The organism is Luteibacter sp. HAY1-4A (assembly GCF_056755355.1).
Genome location: NZ_JBNDHZ010000015.1, coordinates 62,592 through 81,463 on the forward strand (window position 1 = coordinate 62,592; position 18,872 = coordinate 81,463).

12 protein-coding genes are annotated in these 18,872 nt (G+C 64.1%); 10 read left to right on the forward strand and 2 right to left on the reverse strand.

Annotated features, from left to right (window positions below; genetic code table 11):
• The first annotated feature begins 315 nt into the window (after positions 1–315).
• From tviB to ACPYOD_RS07075, 5 genes are all read left to right on the forward strand, one after another.
• Positions 316–1,584, forward strand: a complete 1,269-nt coding sequence (gene tviB / locus ACPYOD_RS07055; RefSeq protein ID WP_481301038.1) for a Vi polysaccharide biosynthesis UDP-N-acetylglucosamine C-6 dehydrogenase TviB — start codon at positions 316–318, stop codon at positions 1,582–1,584.
• Between the two features lie 14 nt (positions 1,585–1,598).
• A complete protein-coding gene (locus ACPYOD_RS07060; RefSeq protein ID WP_481301026.1) occupies positions 1,599–2,609 on the forward strand; it encodes an NAD-dependent epimerase in 1,011 nt (336 codons plus the stop codon).
• 63 nt (positions 2,610–2,672) lie between these two features.
• Positions 2,673–4,337 (forward strand): GMC oxidoreductase, encoded by a 1,665-nt coding sequence (locus tag ACPYOD_RS07065; protein ID WP_481301027.1) that lies wholly within the window; start codon positions 2,673–2,675, stop codon positions 4,335–4,337.
• Positions 4,334–5,125, forward strand: coding sequence for a 4'-phosphopantetheinyl transferase family protein (locus ACPYOD_RS07070; protein WP_481301028.1), 792 nt, complete (start codon positions 4,334–4,336; stop codon positions 5,123–5,125). Before ACPYOD_RS07065 ends, ACPYOD_RS07070 begins: the two co-directional genes overlap by 4 nt.
• 98 nt (positions 5,126–5,223) lie before the next feature.
• Positions 5,224–6,624 (forward strand): TIGR03013 family XrtA/PEP-CTERM system glycosyltransferase, encoded by a 1,401-nt coding sequence (locus ACPYOD_RS07075; RefSeq protein ID WP_481301029.1) that lies wholly within the window; start codon positions 5,224–5,226, stop codon positions 6,622–6,624.
• Between the two features lie 13 nt (positions 6,625–6,637).
• Here the strand turns inward: ACPYOD_RS07075 and ACPYOD_RS07080 are convergent, their stop codons facing one another.
• A complete protein-coding gene (locus tag ACPYOD_RS07080; protein ID WP_481301030.1) occupies positions 6,638–7,297 on the reverse strand; it encodes a hypothetical protein in 660 nt (219 codons plus the stop codon).
• Between the two features lie 111 nt (positions 7,298–7,408).
• On the opposite strand from ACPYOD_RS07080, the gene ACPYOD_RS07085 reads away from it, so the two are divergent.
• Entirely contained in the window at positions 7,409–8,125 is a 717-nt protein-coding gene (locus ACPYOD_RS07085) for a hypothetical protein (protein WP_481301031.1), read from the forward strand.
• 411 nt (positions 8,126–8,536) lie between these two features.
• On the opposite strand, the gene ACPYOD_RS07090 is transcribed toward ACPYOD_RS07085, so the two are convergent.
• On the reverse strand, positions 8,537–11,035 hold the full coding sequence (locus ACPYOD_RS07090) for an autotransporter family protein (RefSeq protein ID WP_481301032.1): 2,499 nt from the start codon (positions 11,033–11,035) through the stop codon (positions 8,537–8,539).
• Positions 11,036–11,392: 357 nt separating this feature from the next.
• Between ACPYOD_RS07090 and ACPYOD_RS07095 the strand changes: the two genes are divergently transcribed.
• The 4 genes from ACPYOD_RS07095 to ACPYOD_RS07110 form a co-directional block, all read left to right on the forward strand.
• A complete protein-coding gene (locus ACPYOD_RS07095) occupies positions 11,393–13,486 on the forward strand; it encodes a hypothetical protein (RefSeq protein WP_481301033.1) in 2,094 nt (697 codons plus the stop codon).
• A gap of 71 nt (positions 13,487–13,557) precedes the next feature.
• Complete coding sequence (locus tag ACPYOD_RS07100) at positions 13,558–15,558, forward strand: hypothetical protein (RefSeq protein ID WP_481301034.1); 2,001 nt, start codon at positions 13,558–13,560, stop codon at positions 15,556–15,558.
• A 230-nt stretch (positions 15,559–15,788) separates the two neighbouring features.
• Positions 15,789–17,285: a hypothetical protein gene (locus tag ACPYOD_RS07105; RefSeq protein ID WP_481301035.1), complete on the forward strand. Its 1,497-nt coding sequence runs from the start codon at positions 15,789–15,791 to the stop codon at positions 17,283–17,285.
• 175 nt (positions 17,286–17,460) lie between these two features.
• Positions 17,461–18,872, forward strand: a 1,412-nt coding sequence (locus tag ACPYOD_RS07110) for an Ig-like domain-containing protein (protein ID WP_481301036.1), incomplete at its 3' end; no start/stop codon positions are given.

The window sequence follows — 18,872 nt, forward strand, 5'->3', positions numbered from 1 at the left end:
CCCTACTTTCGTGGGCGATGCGGACGCACCATATATCGGTGCGCAACCCTTGTAAACGTTGTCATTCTAGGACTTGCGCCCTTTCCGGCTGCACGGTATCGGCCATTCGTCCACCTCCGTAAGCCATACAGGCAATTCCGGCCCGCGTTGCTACGCTCTCATCGCCCCCGCCAGACGGGGTTTTTCGATGCGAAAGGGGTAAACGCGGGCATGGACACAGAAAGCCGCACAGCAGCCGCCGGCCCCGCCGGCGTGGCTGAATCCGTAGCGAACGCGCGTCCGTGGGATGTGCCCGCCGGGCTTCTGGACCGGCCCCTGGACGGTGTTCGTTTGGGCATTGTCGGACTCGGCTATGTGGGACTGCCCCTGGCGGTCGAGTTCGGCAAGCGCTACGCCACGCTCGGCTTCGACATTCGCGCCGAGCGCATCGACGAACTGCGCACCGGCCACGACGCCACCCTGGAAGTGGACGCCGACGAGCTGGCCGCGGCCTCCCGCCTGCGTTTTTCATGCAGCCTGGACGACCTGGCGGCCTGCGATGTGTACATCGTGACGGTGCCCACGCCGATCGACGAGGCGCGCCGCCCGGACCTGACACCGCTACTGCGGGCGAGCGAGACCCTGGCGAAAGTGCTCAAGCGCGGCGACGTGGTGGTGTACGAATCCACCGTCTACCCGGGTTGCACCGAAGAGGTCTGCGTTCCCGTGCTAGAACGCGGCTCCGGGCTCACCTTCAACCGCGACTTCTTCGCGGGCTACAGCCCTGAGCGCATCAACCCGGGCGACAAGACCCATCGCGTAAGCAGCATCCTGAAGGTGACCTCGGGTTCCACGCCGGAAGCCGCGGACTTCGTCGATGCCCTGTACCGGTCCGTGATCGGCGCGGGCACCCATCGTGCCAGTTCGCTCAAGGTGGCCGAAGCGGCAAAGGTCATCGAGAACACCCAGCGCGACCTCAACATCGCGCTGGTGAACGACCTGGCCATCCTTTTCAACAAGCTGGGCATCGACACCCTCGAGGTACTCGAAGCCGCAGGCACCAAGTGGAACTTCCTTCCCTTCCGCCCCGGCCTGGTCGGCGGCCACTGCATCAGCGTCGATCCTTACTACCTCACGCACAAGGCGCAGCAGGTGGGCCACCATCCGGACGTGATCCTCGCCGGGCGGCGCACGAACGACGGCATGGGGCCGTACATCGCCGGCGAGCTGGTGAAGCTGATGGTGCGCAAAGGCATCAACCCGGTGCACGCGCGGGTGCTGGTGCTCGGCCTGGCGTTCAAGGAAAACTGTCCCGACCTGCGCAACACCCGCGTCGTCGACATCGTCGGCGCCCTGGGCGGCTACGGCGTGGCGGTGGACGTGCACGATCCCTGGGTGCGCGCCAGCGAGGCACGGCACGAATACGACATCGACCCGGTGGCCGAACCGGCCCACGGCGCGTACGACGCGATCGTGGTGGCCGTGGGCCATCGCGAGTTCGTCGCGCTGGGCGCGGCGGGCATCCGCGCCTTCGGCAAGCCCCTCTCCGTGGTGTACGACGTGAAATACGTGCTGCCCCGCGACGCAGTGGACGGCCGGCTCTGACGCATGGACGCCGCATGAAGATCCTGGTCACCGGCACCGCGGGCTTCATCGGCTCCCATGTGGCGACCCGCCTGCTCGAGCGTGGCGACGAGGTCGTCGGCCTCGACAACCTTTCCGACTACTACGACGTCGGCTTGAAGAAGGCGCGCCTGGCCCGCCTCCAGGCGCTGCCGGGATATACGCATGTGCATGCGGACCTGTCCGACCGCGAGGCGATGGAACAGGTTTTCGCCACCCACCGGCCCCGGCGCGTGGTGCACCTTGCCGCACAGGCGGGCGTACGCTACGCCGCGGAAAACCCGCACATCTACGTGTCGAGCAACGTCACGGGCTTCCTGCACGTGGTGGAGGGCTGCCGCCGACACGACGTGGAGCACCTGGTCTTCGCCTCCACCAGTTCCGTCTACGGCGCGAATACACGCATGCCGTTTTCCGAACACCAGCCCACGGAACATCCGCTGACGCTGTACGCCGCGACGAAGAAGGCCAACGAGCAGATGGCGCACGCCTATGCCCATCTTTATGGCCTGCCCTGCACCGGGCTTCGTTTCTTCACTGTCTACGGCCCCTGGGGGCGCCCCGACATGGCGCTATTCCTGTTCACCCGGGCCATCCTCGCCGGGGAACCCGTACGCGTGTTCAACCATGGCCGGCACAAGCGCAGCTTCACGTACGTCGACGACATCGCGGACGGCGTCGTCGGCATCCTCGATCGCATACCCGCTCCGGAGCCGCATTGGTCGGGCGAGCGGCCCGACCCCGGCACCAGCGGGGTCGCGCCTTACCGGATCTTCAACATCGGCAACGAGAAGCCGGTGGAACTCCTGCGTTACATCGAAGTGCTGGAAAAGTGCCTCGGCAAGACCGCGCGCCTGGAGATGCTGCCCTTGCAACCCGGGGACGTGCCGGACACCGAGGCCAACGTGTCCGCCCTCGTGCAAGCCACCGGCCATGCGCCGAAAGTGGACGTGCATGAGGGCGTGCCGCGCTTCGTGGACTGGTATCGCGGGTATTACCGTGCATAGGACGCTTCGCCCCAAGAACACGACCGCCGTGAACGGCGGCACCTTTCCACCCGGAGACCCGCGGTGATCATCGACTATCTCGACCCGCATGCTCCCGGCGATTACCGCGCCGACCTGTGCATCATCGGCGGCGGCCCCGCCGGCATCGCCATCGCCCGAGCTTTCGCCGGCTCGCCGTTTACCGTTTGTCTTGTCGAGGGCGGCGGACTCTCCGGCGAGGATCGCAGCCAGTCGCTCTACGATGGCGAGTCCGGAGGCGACCTGGATCTCGACGCCGGAACGTCGCGCATGCGCGTCCTCGGGGGCAGCTGCACCCTGTGGGGCGGCGGCTGCATTCCCTTCTCCGACGACGATCTCGTTGCCCGCGACTGGGTACCCGACAGCGGCTGGCCGTTGCGCTATGCCGACCTGGCGCCCTGGTATGAAAAGGCGCGCGAATTCTGCCGGATCGACCCGGCGCACGGCTTCGGACCGGGCCATTTCGACGGCCCGCCACCGCGCCGGCCGCTGGACCTCGACCCGGAAGCCCTGGTGAACTTCGTCTTCGCGCGCAGCCCCATCACCTTCGGCACCGCGTATCGCGAGACCTTGCGCCAGGCCACCAATGTGACCCTGCTGCTGCACGCGAACGTGATGGAACTCGACGCGACCGCCGACGCCGTCACGGTCACCGGCGCCCGCATCGGCTCGTTGGACGGGCGCCGCGGCCACATACGCGCGAGGCACTACGTGCTGGCGGCCGGCGGTATCGAGAACGCACGCCTGCTGCTGCTCTCGGACCGCGTGGCGCCAACGGGACTCGGTAACGACCGCGACCTCGTCGGGCGTTACTTCATGGATCATCCCAGCGGCGCCATCGGCGTCGTACGCTCCGACGACCCCGACCGTCTCACACGGCCTTACGAGCGCACCATCGGCAAAGTGCGGGCGCCGCTTTCGCCCGAGATCGGGCTCTCGTTCCAGACGCAACGCGCGCGACGCAGCCTCAACGCACGGGTCCATCCCTTTGCGGTGGAAGGCCAGATACCGCGCGGCATCCGTGCGCTGCGTGACGTGCGCGCCGCGCTGCGGCCACCCAGCCGCGACGAGGCCACGCTCCTGGAGGCGCGCCTCAACGCCGCATTGCAGAACGGTCCGGGAGGCGCGGCTGTCGCCGTGCAGCAGAACCTCGTGGTGAGCGCCATGCGCGTGGGGCTGCACGTGGGTGACGTGGTGAAAGCCGTGGCACAGAAGATCGCGGACCGCCCCACGGTACGGAGCGACCGCGCCGAACTGGTCGGTTTCTTCGAGCAGGCGCCACAACGCGACAGTCGTGTGCTGCTCGGTGATTCGCGCGACGCCCTCGGGCTGCGCCGGGTGCGCGTGGAGTGGCGGCTCAACGACCTCGACAGGCACACGTGGCGCACCACCACGGTGATCGCGGGCGAGCGGCTCGCGGCCGCCTGTAACGGACGCTTCGAACCCGCGGCGTGGGCCATGGGCGAAGCACCTCCGGAAGTGCACGGAACCGCGCACCACCTGGGTACCACTCGCATGTCCGCGGATCCCGCCACCGGTGTTGTCGATCCCGACGGAAAGGTGCATGGCATGTCCAACCTGCACGTCGCCGGCAGTTCGGTTTTCCCGACCGGCGGCTGGGCTTTTCCCACCTTCACCATCGTGGCACTCAGCCTGCGCCTGGCCGAACAACTGCGCGTGCTGCTCGGCGCAAGCGGCGGGTTACTGTGACGACCGCCCGCCCTGCGCTCGCCGCGCCGCCGCTGCCGGATGCGGACGGGAGCTTTACCTGTTACATGGGCGACACACTTCGTCGTGCCGGTTTCTCTCCGCCGCGTGCCGATCAGGCCTGCGTGGTCGTGTTCGACGCGCGCACCATGGCGGCACATGTGCGACGCGCCATGGCGGTGCTCGACCGCCGCGAGCGCGCCCGGGCGTTGCGCTTCCACTTTCGCCGCGATCGCGACACCTACGTGCTTGCACATGCGGTGTGGCGCGTCGCGCTGGGCGTGTGCCTCGGCATCGACGCCCGCGAAGTGCCGCTGGCGTGCACGGCCGACGGCCAGCCCCGCCTGGCCGGAACGGCCTTGTCCACCAGCCTCAGCCACAGCGGCGACCGCGTCGCTTTCGCCATCTGCCCCGCCGCCACGGTGGGTGTGGACATCGAACAATGGCCGGCGCGCATCGATCTCGAGGCACTCATGCCCGTGTTCTGCACGCGCGACGAGTGCGCGACCATGGCCGTGCTTGACGTGGAACACCGGACGCGCGCGTTGCTCGAGTTGTGGACACGCAAGGAGGCCTTGCTGAAGGCCTTCGGCGTGGGCCTCCTGACCGATCCTTCCACCATGGCGGCAACGGCCGGCGATGTGCTGATGCCGCCCGCGAATGCCCTGCACTACCCCCCGTGCCGCACGCGCAACCTGCCGGGGAACGCCTATTGGATCGCGGCCGTTGCCGCACCGCCCGCTATCCGCGACATCCGCCTGCATCTGGTACGAGACGGCCATTCGGACTAGCCGTGTGCCGTCCGGAAGTGCAATCGACAGCGCGAGCGTACCTGCCTAGCCTCTCCCTATCCGCACGCGCGTGAACGCGTGCTTCGAGGGGACGACCGATGATTCGCCTGTTCAGACAGCCGATCGTGCGCTGGCTCACGCTGATGGGTTCCTGCGAACTGCTGCTGCTTGCCGCGTCGCTCAATGCCGCGACCTGGATACGCTTCGCGCCCTCGCCCGAAGACCTGGCCGCCTCGACACACTCGTTGACCGCCCGCGCCACGATGTTCGCCGTCGTGATCTTCCTGAGCATGGCGGCGCTCGGCGAGTACCGGGCCACGTTGCGCATGAGCTGGCGCGGCCAGCTGGCACGGCATGCCATTGCCTTCGCCTTTGGCGGCCTGGCCCTCGTGGTCGGGTACTACGTGATACCGCAGGCCTATGTCGGCCGCGGCGTGCTGGGCATGGCCCTCGTCATCGCCTTCATCGTCACCGCGGCCTTCCGTGCGTTGTTCATGCGCCTCGTGGAGATGGAATCGCTGAAGCGCCGTGTCCTCGTGCTGGGCGCCGGGGAACGTGCCGCGCAGATCCACAACCGCATGCGCCGCCGCTCGGACCGCCGCGGATTCTGCCTCCTCGGCTATGTGCAGGGATGGAACGAAACCGTCGCCATTCCCAAGACCCTGCTCGTGACGCCGGCGGGCTCGCTCGCCGACCTCGCGCGGCGGGAGCGCCTGGACGAGATCGTCGTCGGCGTGGACGATCGCAGGGGAAGCCTGCCGATGGACGAACTGCTGGCCTGTCGCCAGCTCGGCGTGCAGATCACCGACCTCACCACGTTCGTGGAGCGCGAGGCCGGCCGCGTGCAGCTCACCATGCTCGATCCGTCCTGGCTGGTATTTTCCGGTGGTTTCAATGCGACGCCGGTGGCCGTGTTCCTGAAGCGCGCCTTCGACCTCACGGCCTCGGCGTGCATCGCCCTGCTCTGCTGGCCGATCATGCTCGGTGTGGCCCTGGCGATACGCATCGAATCCGGACGCGGTCAGCCCATTTTCTACCGCCAGGAGCGCGTGGGCGAGCATGGGAAGACCTTCTGGCTCTACAAGTTCCGCAGCATGCGTACCGATGCGGAACTAGATGGCATCGCGCGCTGGGCGTCGAGCAACGACGACAGGGTGACGCGCGTGGGGCGCATCTGCCGCAAGCTTCGCTTCGACGAATTGCCGCAGCTATGGAACGTGATCCGCGGCGACATGAGCATCGTGGGACCGCGTCCCGAGCGGCCGCAGTTCGTGACCGACCTGGAAGCCAAGATCCGTTTCTACAGCCTGCGCCACAGCATCAAGCCCGGTCTGGCCGGATGGGCGCAGCTGAGCTATCCGTATGGTGCTTCCGAGGAAGATGCGGCCGAAAAGCTCAAGTACGACCTCTTCTACGTCAAGAACCACAACCTCTTCCTCGACATGGTGATCCTCATCGAGACGGTGGAGGTGGTGCTGTTCGGTCGCGGGGCGCGGTGACGGCGGGAACCGCTCAGGGCTGCGGACGCGACGTGCCGGTGTGCAATGCGCGCAGCGGCGAACTGTGCCAGTCCACGAGCGAATCCGCCTCGAAACGCACCCACGAAGGACCGTATTCCCATCGGTCCTCGCCGCGGCGCGTGGGCTCGCCTTCGATGGCGAGCACCTCGTCCTGCGTCATGCCGAGCGTAAGCATCGGAAGCGTGGCTGACACCTTCGGCTCCACCCGGACAGGCACCTGGCGCACTTCCGTCTCCACCGCCTCCCGCTCGGGCCAAAGCGACCACACCAGCATCGTGCCCGTGACCACGAGTGCCGCAGCCCACAGATGCATGGCTTGTATGCGCGGTGCTGCCCTACGGGGTGGTGGTGAAGCGGACAAAGGTGGCGCGATGGGTTCCGCTTGCTGGCGCGTACTCTCCGTGTCGCGCGCCGTGATCGGCGCACCGGGAAGACGGCCATGCCGGCGATGGAAATCCATGGCCGCACCGTATTGCGCGGTCAACCGCTGCAACCGTGCCGCAGCCAGCGCGTCTGCGCGCGTACCCGGCCGCCGGTCGGGATGCCACATCGACACATGGCGGCGATACGCACGCTTGAAGTCGTCCAGCGAGCAGCCGGGCTCCAGGCGCAACTTGCCGTACAGATCGATGAAGTCGGTTTCGTCGGTCACCAGAATGTCCCCTGCGGCGGCGCACGTGACGTACCGTCAGGTCCGGGGCTCGCTTGCGCAAGCGTCGCTCACGCCGCTGGCGCTTACAAGTATCACTTTTGGAGCATCGCCATGCCTTTCCTCCCGCTCCTCGCCATGGCCGCGGCAATCCTGGCCACCCCGGCCGCCAAGCCACCTACGCCAGCGCCCGCGCTCGGAGCGCACGTCTTCCTGGGCCAGGGGGAAGGATTGGGTGTAAGTCCGGCCGTAACCCCAGGCGTGGACACGCAACCGGCCGGCAGCGTCTTCATCGCGTTCAACGCGGGCTACGCCAGCAACGGCGCGACGCCCACCGACAGCTATCGCAACCGCTGGCGTTCGCTGGGCCATGCCATGAACTACGCGAACTACGGCGACCGCTTCGCCGTACAGGGCTACGTGGCGGTGGGTGGCAAGGGTGGGTCGGCGCATACGGTGTCGATCGACAAGCGCGGCGAGCCGGCGGGCGAGCTATCGCTTCCCTTCGTGGAAGTGCGCAACGCGACGCGCGTGCAGGCCATGGCGCAGTCGTATGCCGAGCCGTCGCTGGTCGTAGCCAGCGACGAGGTGCATGTGGATGGCCCCGCGACCCTGCTCGCCTTCTGGTGGGGCGACGGTGGCGTGAAGCGCATGACCGTCACTCCCGGCGACGGGTTCGCCTTGATCGACGCGTTTACCGAGTTACCGGACGAAAGCGGCGTGCAGGGCGCGGTCGCCTGGCGGCAGGTGGAACGCGCGGGTACGTATCGCGTGCATTGGACCGCGGCACCGGTGCAGGGCGCGGCACTCTGGTTGATTGCAATCCAATGAACAGCGCCGCGTTTGGCATTCGTTCACGTCGGAAAAATTGCTGCTGTCCGATTCCGGACACTGTGTCGGGAATGTAACTCACAAATAGCCGCGCCGCTCCGGGCTCTTGTCCGAAGACGGACGAAAACGCGCATGCCGGTGGTGCCGAAGTGTCCGCAATCGGACACTCACACCTACGACAATAGGCTATTTTCCTTTGCATTACATGGGGATAGCCTAGCTTCTCGATACCCCGAGCCGCGGCGGGCATCAGTCGGGACGCCACGGATGAAGCAGGAGCACACTGCACAGGGACGTGCCAGGAGGGAGGCGCAGGGAGCGCACTCGCCCGCGGCCGAGGTGTCGTCTGATGTGGCTGAATGCCATCCATTGCCCCCGGGGCGCAGTCCTTGCACCCCGGTTTGGGCAAACTCAAAAGGTGACGCGGATACCGACGTTACCGGCCCAGCCGCGCATGCCGTAGCTGCCGACGAAATGCTGATAAGCGCCTTCGCCGTAAAGCTGCACGTGCTGGCCCAACTGGCTCACCGCACCCGCGGCGACGCTATAGGCATTACCGACGCGTCCCGATCCGAAGCGGTCGGCGATGTCCCATGCTTCGCTCGATACGTCAACGCGCGGATCGCCATTGCTCGTATGCGTGAGATCAAGCCCCACGTACGGCATGAAGACCGGATTCGCCGTGCGCGAGAGGCGGCCACCCACGCGGGCAGTGGTCTGCTTCGCCGTGCCGAGCTTCACTTCCAGGTCGTCACCATCAACGAAATTGCGGAAGTTGAGCGACTGGTGCTTCAGCTGGAATCGCGGTTCCACCGTCCATTCATTGCCCAGGGCAAAGGGCATGCCCGCCTCCACCGACATGGACCAGCCATCGGCGCGAATGCGGCCGACGTCCGCGCCACGCAGGTCGGTTCCCACGTCGCCGTGGTAACGCGTCGCGCTGAGCACGCCGTCCATCCAGAAGCCGCTGCCGTGCTGCCATGTGATCCATCCGGCGACGCCGTTCGCGCGATACTTCGCCGAACTGTTGCCGTCGACTGCTTTCGGCGTGACACGGGTCGTGCCGTGGTGCACCGCCCAGCCCGCTCGCAGCGTGCCGTTGTCGCCATCGAGGGTGATGAGGCTGCCACCCAGTTGCAACGCGTTGACCTGCTGGTCGAAGGAATACCCGTACTTCTGGAACGACAGGTTCGACTGGTATCGTAGCTGGCCGCCGAGGTAGCGCGCGAACATTTCGCCGCCCACTGAATCGGTCGACGTACCCTGCCGGATGTCGCCAAGGCGCTGGCGCAGACCGTCATTCATCATGTCGCCATAGGTGAGCAGGGCCGCGGGCGCGGAGAGGTACGACGGCAGCTGCGGAACGACAGCCTCGCGGCCGACTTCCGGGTCCGGATCCGGCTCGTCCGGACCTGGTCCGGGTCCGGGTCCTGGGCCCTCGCCACCCTCTTCGCATTCGCCGTCGGTATTGCAATCTTCCGGCGGCGGCTTGCAGTCGCCGTCGCAAACGAACTTGTTGCCCAGGCGGTAGTCCCAATTGAGGCCTCCCGATGGCAAGGCATTCTGCGAAGGATCGGCCTCTCCCGGAGCAAACGCATGCAGCGTGTACTGCCAGGGACCGGCCGCCACGTATCCACGGCTTAGGGCGAACGCATCGCGGCGTGACTCACCCGCCACCTGGATCAGGGAAATGCCTTCGTTCGCGTCGATGATGCCGTTCTGGTTGGTATCGGTCAGCGCACCCGAACCGTTCGGTACCACTTCGATGACGGTGGGCCCGCTCGTCGTGACATTTCCTTCGATCAGCAGGCGGTCCGTCACCTGGTTCGCGAGAGGACCACCTTCATTCATCGTGGTCCTGAGAGTGACGACGCCACCCTCTCCGGAAAGGTCGCCTCGCACGACGAGCGAAAGGGGGGAAGCCGCCGCCGGGGAAAATGCCAGGGTGCCGCCCGACATGGCAAGCGAATCGACGGCCGAATCACTCCGTACATTCCATACCGAGCCCGTGTCCAGTCCAAGCGCGACGGAGCCCGACACGGCCCCGTTCATCACCGCGCCATTCGAGAGATTGACGACGGCGCGCCCACCGTCCGCCATGACAATGTCGCCATCGACCGTGCTGTGGTCGACCGACATGTCGACGGTTGTGCCTGCCACGCCTTCCAGGGCGATACCGTTGCCACCCCGCACCAAGCTGTTGTTGGACAGGCGAATGACGGCATCCGTGGTCTTGCCCGCGCCGATCACGTCGACATAGATGCCGCTTCCCGTGGTGCCCTCGACTCGGGAATCATCGACATTCAAGAATGCGCCGCCGACAGGGCCGCCGCGGTCGTCCGTCATCATGAGAACGCCATTGAGGTCACCCAGGAGTTCCGACTGATCGTTCGCATTCACCGTGCCGGCCGAGACCTGCGCCCCCACTCCATACCCGTCTCCCGTTCCACTGACACTAACGCCGTCCAGCGTCAGGACGCCGTCCGCCGCCACGCTGGCCCCAAAAATGTCACCACGCAGCGATCCTCCCTTTACCGTGGCCGTCGAGATAGCGGTGTTCGAGCCCGTCCTGGAAATAACCAATCCGATACCCGCGGAGCCGTCCACATCCGTGTTGACGAGGGTCGCCTGGGCGCCGCTACTCAGGAAGAGTCCCTCGAATGACCCCACGATGCTGGCGCCATTGGCGGTGCTTATCCGGCCGCCGGTGACGCGAACACCCAACGCCGAAGAGCCCGCGAGCAATGTGAGTGCTGCCGATCCGGGTACGGTCCAGGTTTCCGCCTCATCCCTCGGCCTCACGGTGGCGGACTCCCCGGGGTTGAGAATCCGTGCGTGCGCACCGTCAAAGGGAAACCACAAGGCGGAAGCGAACACGAACCAATAGCCTGCGTTTCGTTGCGGAGTCATGGGCAAAGATCCTCGATCGGAACGATATGTTTCAAACTGCGAAGTAGGTCGCGGCAGATTCATAGTTCAGCACAGCGTGAGAAATCCGCTCTATAGGAGCACTCCTAATCTACCTTCCCCGTTTTACACCGGCTCGATGGCATCTCAATGGAGATACCCAGGATTCGTCATACCCTTTCCCCAATTCCTGCCGAATTGGCGCCATCCCGGCGCGTCGGCCCTACGCTCTTTGGCATATGGCTGGCGGCTCTCATCACGGTTAGGCTTCTCGCTGGCCGGACCTTGCCGTTGAATTCTCACGCAAGAGCGCATGTGCCATGGACTGGTCGGCAACCCATCAAGGATGAGGATGATGTCATGAGTAAAGTCGGCAAAACGGTGCGCCAGAAGCTGTTCGCTCCCATATTCGACCCCCGGGCACCGCGCCGCTGGAAGCCACGGGCCACCTTGCGCAGCGCGGCCGAAGAGCCTGTTGACCTGACTGCCGAACTCACATTCGCAGCTGCGGATCTCGCTCCATTGCCTCCGCCCCCCTCGCCGCCCGACAACTTGCTCCTCGCGGCGGCCAATGGTAGGGAAATACAGGTCAGGATTCCCCTTCCCCTGCCAACGGAACTCGAGGTCAAGATCCGCGACTCCGCCTGGCTCGAAATCGACGAAGTGCGGTTGTCTACATTCAAGAGATTCGAGGCTGTAGATCTCGATAATGGTTACGTAGACTTTCCCCTTTTGATCGAAGACCGTGGCGGCGAGGGCCAGCACCGCATCCGGTACATCATTAAACTGACCAGCGGAAACCAAGATGACCACCCGGGACCGGATCAGCAGTACGTTATAGACCTGACGCGGCCGGGCGACCCCACTCTCGCGGACCTGGAGTTTCCGGACGCTCCGGATGGATTTGTCACCGTCGACTCAATCATCGATGACGGCAACAACGAACCGTACTTGCTCGCGACTGTGGACGGCTACACGGGCCTGGCGCCGGGTGATCAAATCATCGGCTACATCGACGGGAAAGAAGAGGACCTGCACAGTACTAACGATGGTAATGACCTGAATATTCACTTCACGCAGGCCTTCATCGAATCGCAGGGCGACGGTGACAAAGAGTTTTCATACGAAATAGTGGATCGAGCCGGTAACCGGTCGCAAGAGTCACGCCCCAAGCTTCTCAAGGTGCTTGTCAAGGAAGCCATACGCGATCTGGCCCCGCCGTTGGTGCCGAGTTATGACGACGACGTCGAGCCCAAGGTCATCGACGAGGCAGACGCCCGCGCAGCCGGTGGCCTGAAGGTCATTATTCCGGCGAATTCCGGCATCCTGGACGGCGACGAAATATACGTGCTGTGGGGCGACGACATGAAGGTCGGGCCCACGGCGGCCATTGTGGGCCAGCCCACGCCCGTCAGTGTGCCGTATGCTCCCATCCTCGACGCATGGGTCGAAGGCGGCACCCAAGACGATACGCCAGTACCGGTCACGGTCCACTATTGTGTCAAGCGCTGCAAGGACATGCTGGCCGGCCGCACGGAAACGGGCGCCGATGTGGAAGTGAACCTGTACCAGGCGGGCGGCGTGGACCCCGATCCTGAAACGCCCGAGAACGAAAACCTCGGACTACCGACGTTGCAGAGCGGCGAGGCGACCGATGAACCGAATACGATCTCGCTCGCCGGCTTCGAACTGGACGCCACCGTCACCATTCCCTGGGAGATGGTCGACGCAAGCGGCACGCTGCTCTTGGATGACATCATAGACGTGCAATACGACGCGAGTGGCACGATCGATCCTCGTCCCATTAGTCCGGCCGACGTCGAGGCCGCCGAGCCCATCGAGCTGACGCTGCCCAAGGAAACCATCCAGGCCGAGGGCTCCGGCAGCAAAACACTTCGCTATACCGTGACGAGACCACTCCAGGAGAATGGGCCGAATGTATCATCATCTCCCTCGCAGACAGTGACCGTCGTGGGTCGGGATGGCCTTCCTGGTGGTGGCACGCTTGCCCCCATAGAGGTGCCCTCGGCACTTGGCGTTGACCCGACGGAACCTGATCGGCTCATACTTTCTATCCGGCAAGCTCCGAACCCCACGGACACCGTCAATTTCGTCATTCCGCACTACGACAATCAGAACACCACTGACGCCGTCGTCATCAACGTGAAGGCCTACGGGCTGTTCGGATACGAAGTCCACGAGGAAGGAGCTTCGGAAGACCCGTTGCCCGATCGCGACATGCTGAACATCCCGGTTACCATCGGAAGCACTACCGGGGACACAGTCGTTCCGATCAATGGCTACAAGCTGTTGGGCTTCGACCCCGATCCGACGCACATGAGCGCGATCCATGCGCACGTCACTTATACGGTGGAGAATGCCGCAGGCCCGATCACGTCCAACGATCAGGTGCTCGATCTCGACGGACGCACCCTTCCTGGTGTCAATCCCTGAAGCCGGTTATGGACTGTCCCGGCGGCTGCACCGCCGGGACAGTCGCAAGGGTTTCAGCCAAGGACGGCCATATGACAACCTCTCGCGATGATTCCTCCGCGTCCGCCAGGCCGACCGAAGTGACGGAGCGGCTCCAGATACCGCAGGCCGCCTTGGCCCCACTCCCCGCGGGGATGCCGGCAGACAACCTCCTCCTTGCTTCCGTGCGGAACGATACCCTCGTGCTCTTGCTTGCGCATAAGCCACTGATCATGAAGCCGAAGGATACAGTTCAACTCCTCGATGACGGACGGCCCATAGGTGGGGACATCCTCGTCGATCCCTTCCTCGGGGACACCTGCATTCCGTTACCGGTGAGCCCGGCGGACCGCACGGACGAGCGCATCTACCGGATCAACTATCGGGTGACTTTTCGCTCCGGCGCGGGCAACACCGTCACGGGGCCCGACGATCAGCAGTTCATCGTCGACTACACGGCACCGGGCGGAGAAACTATCGCTCACCTTTTATTCGACCCCCTGATCGATACAGGCGGCGTCACACCGGACCGGCTCTCAACGGATAGCGAGGGCAACCAATACCTGCCCGCGACGGTGGTGTCGTACTTCGATATGCAGGCTGGCGATCATATCCAGGCCAGGATCGACGATGCGTCCGTTGCGGTGGTTGCAGACGTGGCCTACGGCGAAGCGGGCTACGACAAGGAACTTCGCTTCCCTCGTTTCCTGCTGGAGGAGTTGGGAGCCAGTTCCGCCGCGGACGGGAAGTTCGCCTTTGCCTTCGACGTTGTCGATCGCGCCGGCAACCGTTCACGGCAGTCCGAAGAAGTACGTTTGCGCATCGCACTCAAGGGCATCGAAAACCTCCTTCCGCCAAGAGTCCCCGGCGCCGCCGACGGTCTGTTGACCATCGGCGACGCGCGGGACGTCTTCGGTGCGGTGACCGGCGTCACCGTCCATATCCCAGGCCACCAGGACATCGTGGCCGGCGACACCATCGTCTGGCGATGGAACGGTCATGAATCGCAACCGGTACCCGTCGATGCTTCGCACGTGGGCAAGGATCCCCTGATGACCGTCACCGCGCCCTACGGCACGGTATACGACGGCTGGTTCGCCGTTGCACACGACGCGGACATGGATGTTGCCGCTGAGGTCACTTACCGTGTCGAAAGGGCAGGCAACCCTATCGGCGAACCCGCCTCCCCCACCGAAGTGTCAGTAAATCTCTTCGGTGCCGGTGGCAAGGATCCGCAACCGGAAACGCCGGAACACGAAAACCTGTTTCCTCCTTCGGTGCAAGGTGGCGGCCCCGTCAATGTCATTCCGGGAGACGACCTGGAAAACGATGCGATAGCGACGATTAAGGGCATGACGACCACAGAGCCACCGGTGTCTGCCTTCCGCATCGGAGATCGCATCCAGTTGTATTGGGACGGCGATGCCGTAGATGAAGAAGCGGTTGTCGAAACTATCGGCATGGACGTCAAACGGACGGTCCCGTCGGCCGTTCTCCGGGCCCACGGCCCCGGCACGTGGAACGTGCACTACACCGTTGCGCGGGCATTGGCGAACGTGCCCTTCCCCAATGTCGCCCTGTCACCGACACAAACTGTCGAGGTGATGGACGCGAAGGACGTTCCAGGCGGAGGCGACCTGCTTGCTGCAGCAAAGTGGGTGGAAGGATTGGACAGTCCGCCGACTATCGATATCAACGAGGCGAACAGCGGTGGCGGCACGCCGGTGCGTATTTATCAGTATGTGAACATGGCCGTCGGCGACGAGATAAGCGCGAAGTTCCTTGGTTTCGATGGCACCGAGCGCCCTCCGGAAAGCGATCCCGTTCCGGAATCCGAGCATGACGTGGTCCATCTTGTTGTCCCGGACGATCTCGTTCCCAAACGCGACGACACGGTTACGCCGCCGGTGGACGCCGTTTACGTCGACATTCTCATTCCCACCGAGAAAATCCTGCCGATCAACTTCGGCCGGGCGCACTTCGACTACACGGTGAAGAACAAGGCAGGTACGGGTATAGCTAAGCAGGCCTGGGTGTATGTCGCAGTACGTTAGCGAACGGAAGCGCATCGATACGCAAGGGAGGCGCCCGCAATCAATAATTCAATCGGCAATCCAACCAGTCCACCATCCAGCCCCTCGTCCACATGCTTTTGACGGTGCTCTGGGATGCGACACCCTGGGCCTTGATGTGGAGCCGCGACCAGGAACGTAGTCTGGCTGGATTCATGCACGCTCAAATGTGGAAGCAGTTCGAACGTAAAACCACGATAAGGAGATCATCCATGAACACCGTGAAGCAACCCGTGAAGATCGACACGTCAATACTCAGATTGGACGGGAAGTTGGTTCGATTGCAACTAGCCACGCCCACGGCACCGCCTCCTGGCACAACGGCGACGCGAGCTGCCAGCGACGGCACTCCGCCGTATACCTATGCCGCATCATCCGACGTCGTACAGATCGATCGCGACACCGGCTACATCATGTCCTTCAGGAATGGACAGGCAACCATTACCGTGACGGATGCCGTCGGACACAGCGCCAGCTATGTCGTCCAAGTATCTAACGTCTTTGAATTGGATCCCGATGCCTTTCGTTATAGTTATCAACGAGCCCTGAAAATAGCAAACGACCTTGCAGGACGCGTCCCGTCCCTGGAAGATTGGGAAGTATTTCGGAGCGCTTACAACGGCGATCCACCGACCCCAGGTAATGCAGGTAATGTCCCTGCCTGGAGCACCACGCCGGCAGGAGACGGTTTGTTGTCTACGATCGTGCCAAAGACCGGCGAGATGGGAACCGCTGCCGATACAGATGACCCTAACGACCGTGACACGCCTATAGGCTGGGTACTCTATCACCGTTTTACCACATACCCTCGTCCACTCGAGCGAGCCGAGCGGAACACGCAGGCACTCGAGACGCTCGCCATTGTCACCGTCCAGGACACGACCGGCGAAGTGAGCCACGGGGGCGTCACGACCGACACCACCCTCACCCTCTGGGGCACCGCCGCGCCAAACCGGCGAGTTGAATTCCTGGATGGCGCCGTGGTCATTCGCAACGTCACCGCCGACGCCGGCGGCGAATGGACTTTTCAGTTGCATGACCTGGCCATGGAGTCCCACAGCTTCAAACTCCGCGACTACCAAAGCATCCACCCGGAATCGGCCGTATACGAGGTGATTGTCGTCGGCACTACCGATCCGGTGATCAAGTCCGTGCGTGACTCCCTGGGTGAACTGGTAAATGGCACGACGCTGGATACCGCCGTCACCCTCTCGGGCACCGCCCTCGCAAATGAGGCCGTCGAGCTCTTCGATGACGCTACGTCCAAAGGCACCGCCACCGTGGACGCCAACGGCCAATGGACTCTGCTGGTGGACGACCTGGCCGTGGGCCCCCACAGCTTCAAGGCCCGGGGAAACTATGACGTCAACCCGGAATCGGCTGAGCTCGGCGTGTATGTCGCTGACTTTCCTACCCTGCGGATCCTGAACGTGTATGCAGGAACTTTAGGAGGAGGCGTAGCATTGCCAGAAGGAGGCACAACCGCCGAAACCACCATCCGCATCACCGGCTATGGCCCGGGGGCCCAGATTGTCGAAATCTTCGATGGCACAACGTCCAAGGGCACTGCCACCGTTGACCGAAACAGTTTTTATTGGGTTGCGGAGATGGTCGGCGTGGCCGTGGGCCCGCACAGCGTCACGGCCCGCGAGCGTTACGGCAGTCAGGCTGAATCCGACGCTCGAACTTTCACGGTGACGCAACTCTAAAGCATCCAACGCTTTAGATATCAGTAAAAAAGGCGGCGTCCTTCACGAGTGCACAGTGGTTGCCGTGAAGGACACCGCCGAACAGAGTCTAACGGTTGAAATGACGTGATCCGGCTGGGTTCGTGCAAGTTCAAAGGTAAAACAGTTCCAACGAAGCCGCACAAGGAAGGCACCCATGAATACCACCCCACTCTTCCGAGCCACCGCGGCTGACTTGCCCACGCCTCGCATTCCCGATACCACCGACGGTGGCCTCGGCTATGGCGACATCTTTCGCAATCCAGATGGCAACGTGCTGGTGCAGGTCGGACCCTGGGACGGCTTCGTAGACGGCGATACCCTTGCTGTCCTGGTCAACGACGACATCTTCGGCCAGACCGACGCCTCGGCCGCCGACAAGGACAAGGTCGTCGAGGTTTTCGTTCCGGCCATCAACTTCGCCCCCCTCGCCGATGGCCTGTACGACGTGTTTGCCAGGGTTACCAATGCTCTCGGCTTTCCCGTCACCTCTGACCCCTTGTCCATCCGCCTCAAGCTTGCCGTGCCCGGGGGCATGGATCCGGTGGCAGACACGCCCTATCAGAACGAGAACCTCGCCGCGCCTGTGGTGGAGCCGCTGGTCATCGCGCCGGACACCGCCTCGGCCACGGTCACCATCGCACCCTGGCAGAACAAAGCCGCAGGCGACCGGCTCACCCTGCGCTGGGGCAAGGACGGCAACGAACTGAAACATACGGTGCCGGCGGGGGAGGAATCGCGGCCTTACACCTTTCCCGTCGACCGCGCCGTCATCGACGCGGGTGGCTTCGGTGTCGGCGTCAACGTCGACTACCAGGTCTATGACCTCGTCAGGAACTGGTCGCTGTGGTCGCCACCGACGCTGGTGGAGGTCGAAGACCCTGACGTGTTGGATCCCCCCTGGGTCACCCCCACCGTCGACGACGCCGGCAAGGTCATCGACCTCGCTGAGTTGGGCACCGGTGACATCACCGCCAAAGTGGTCGGCCTGCAGCAAGACGACATCGTCACCGTCCGCCTCGACGGGACCACCGCCGAAGGCTCACCCGTGGAGCACACCACTGAGCCGAAGGTAGCCACCGCCGACGGTCAGGTCTTGTCCTTTCCCCTGCCCAACGCGCTGTTCCCGCCACTGGCCCAGGGCACCTGCGCCATCGGTTACACCCTGGAGCGCCAAGGGGATGCCTATACCTCGGCCCGACGTCGCCTGGAAATACGTGGCCAGATCGCTGCCCCGGTGATCAGCGCGGTGCGCGATGCCCAAGGCAACGACGTGCCGAACAACGGCACCACCTTCGACACCACCCTCACTCTCTTGGGCACCGCCCTCGCCAGCCAGACCGTCGAGCTCTTCGACGGCAGCACCTCCAAAGGCACCGCTACGGTCAACAGCAGCGGCCAGTGGACGTTGTCGGTGAGCAGCCTGGCCGTGGGCAATCACAGCTTCAAGGCCGTCGGCCAGTACGGCAGCCAGCCGGAGTCCAACGTGCGCACCGTCACCGTCGCTACCGCGACAGTCCCGGTGATCAGCGCCGTGCGCGATGCCCAAGGCAACGACGTGCCGAACAA

Excerpts from the sequence above, each read along its gene's own strand:
- ACPYOD_RS07060 (WP_481301026.1), top strand. The coding sequence starts at position 1,599 with ATGAAGATCCTGGTCACCGGCACCGCGGGCTTCATCGGCTCCCATGTG.
- ACPYOD_RS07075 (WP_481301029.1), top strand. The coding sequence starts at position 5,224 with ATGATTCGCCTGTTCAGACAGCCGATCGTGCGCTGGCTCACGCTGATG.
- ACPYOD_RS07085 (WP_481301031.1), top strand. The coding sequence starts at position 7,409 with ATGCCTTTCCTCCCGCTCCTCGCCATGGCCGCGGCAATCCTGGCCACC.
- ACPYOD_RS07090 (WP_481301032.1), bottom strand. The coding sequence starts at position 11,035 with ATGACTCCGCAACGAAACGCAGGCTATTGGTTCGTGTTCGCTTCCGCC.
- ACPYOD_RS07095 (WP_481301033.1), top strand. The coding sequence starts at position 11,393 with ATGAGTAAAGTCGGCAAAACGGTGCGCCAGAAGCTGTTCGCTCCCATA.
- ACPYOD_RS07100 (WP_481301034.1), top strand. The coding sequence starts at position 13,558 with ATGACAACCTCTCGCGATGATTCCTCCGCGTCCGCCAGGCCGACCGAA.
- ACPYOD_RS07105 (WP_481301035.1), top strand. The coding sequence starts at position 15,789 with ATGAACACCGTGAAGCAACCCGTGAAGATCGACACGTCAATACTCAGA.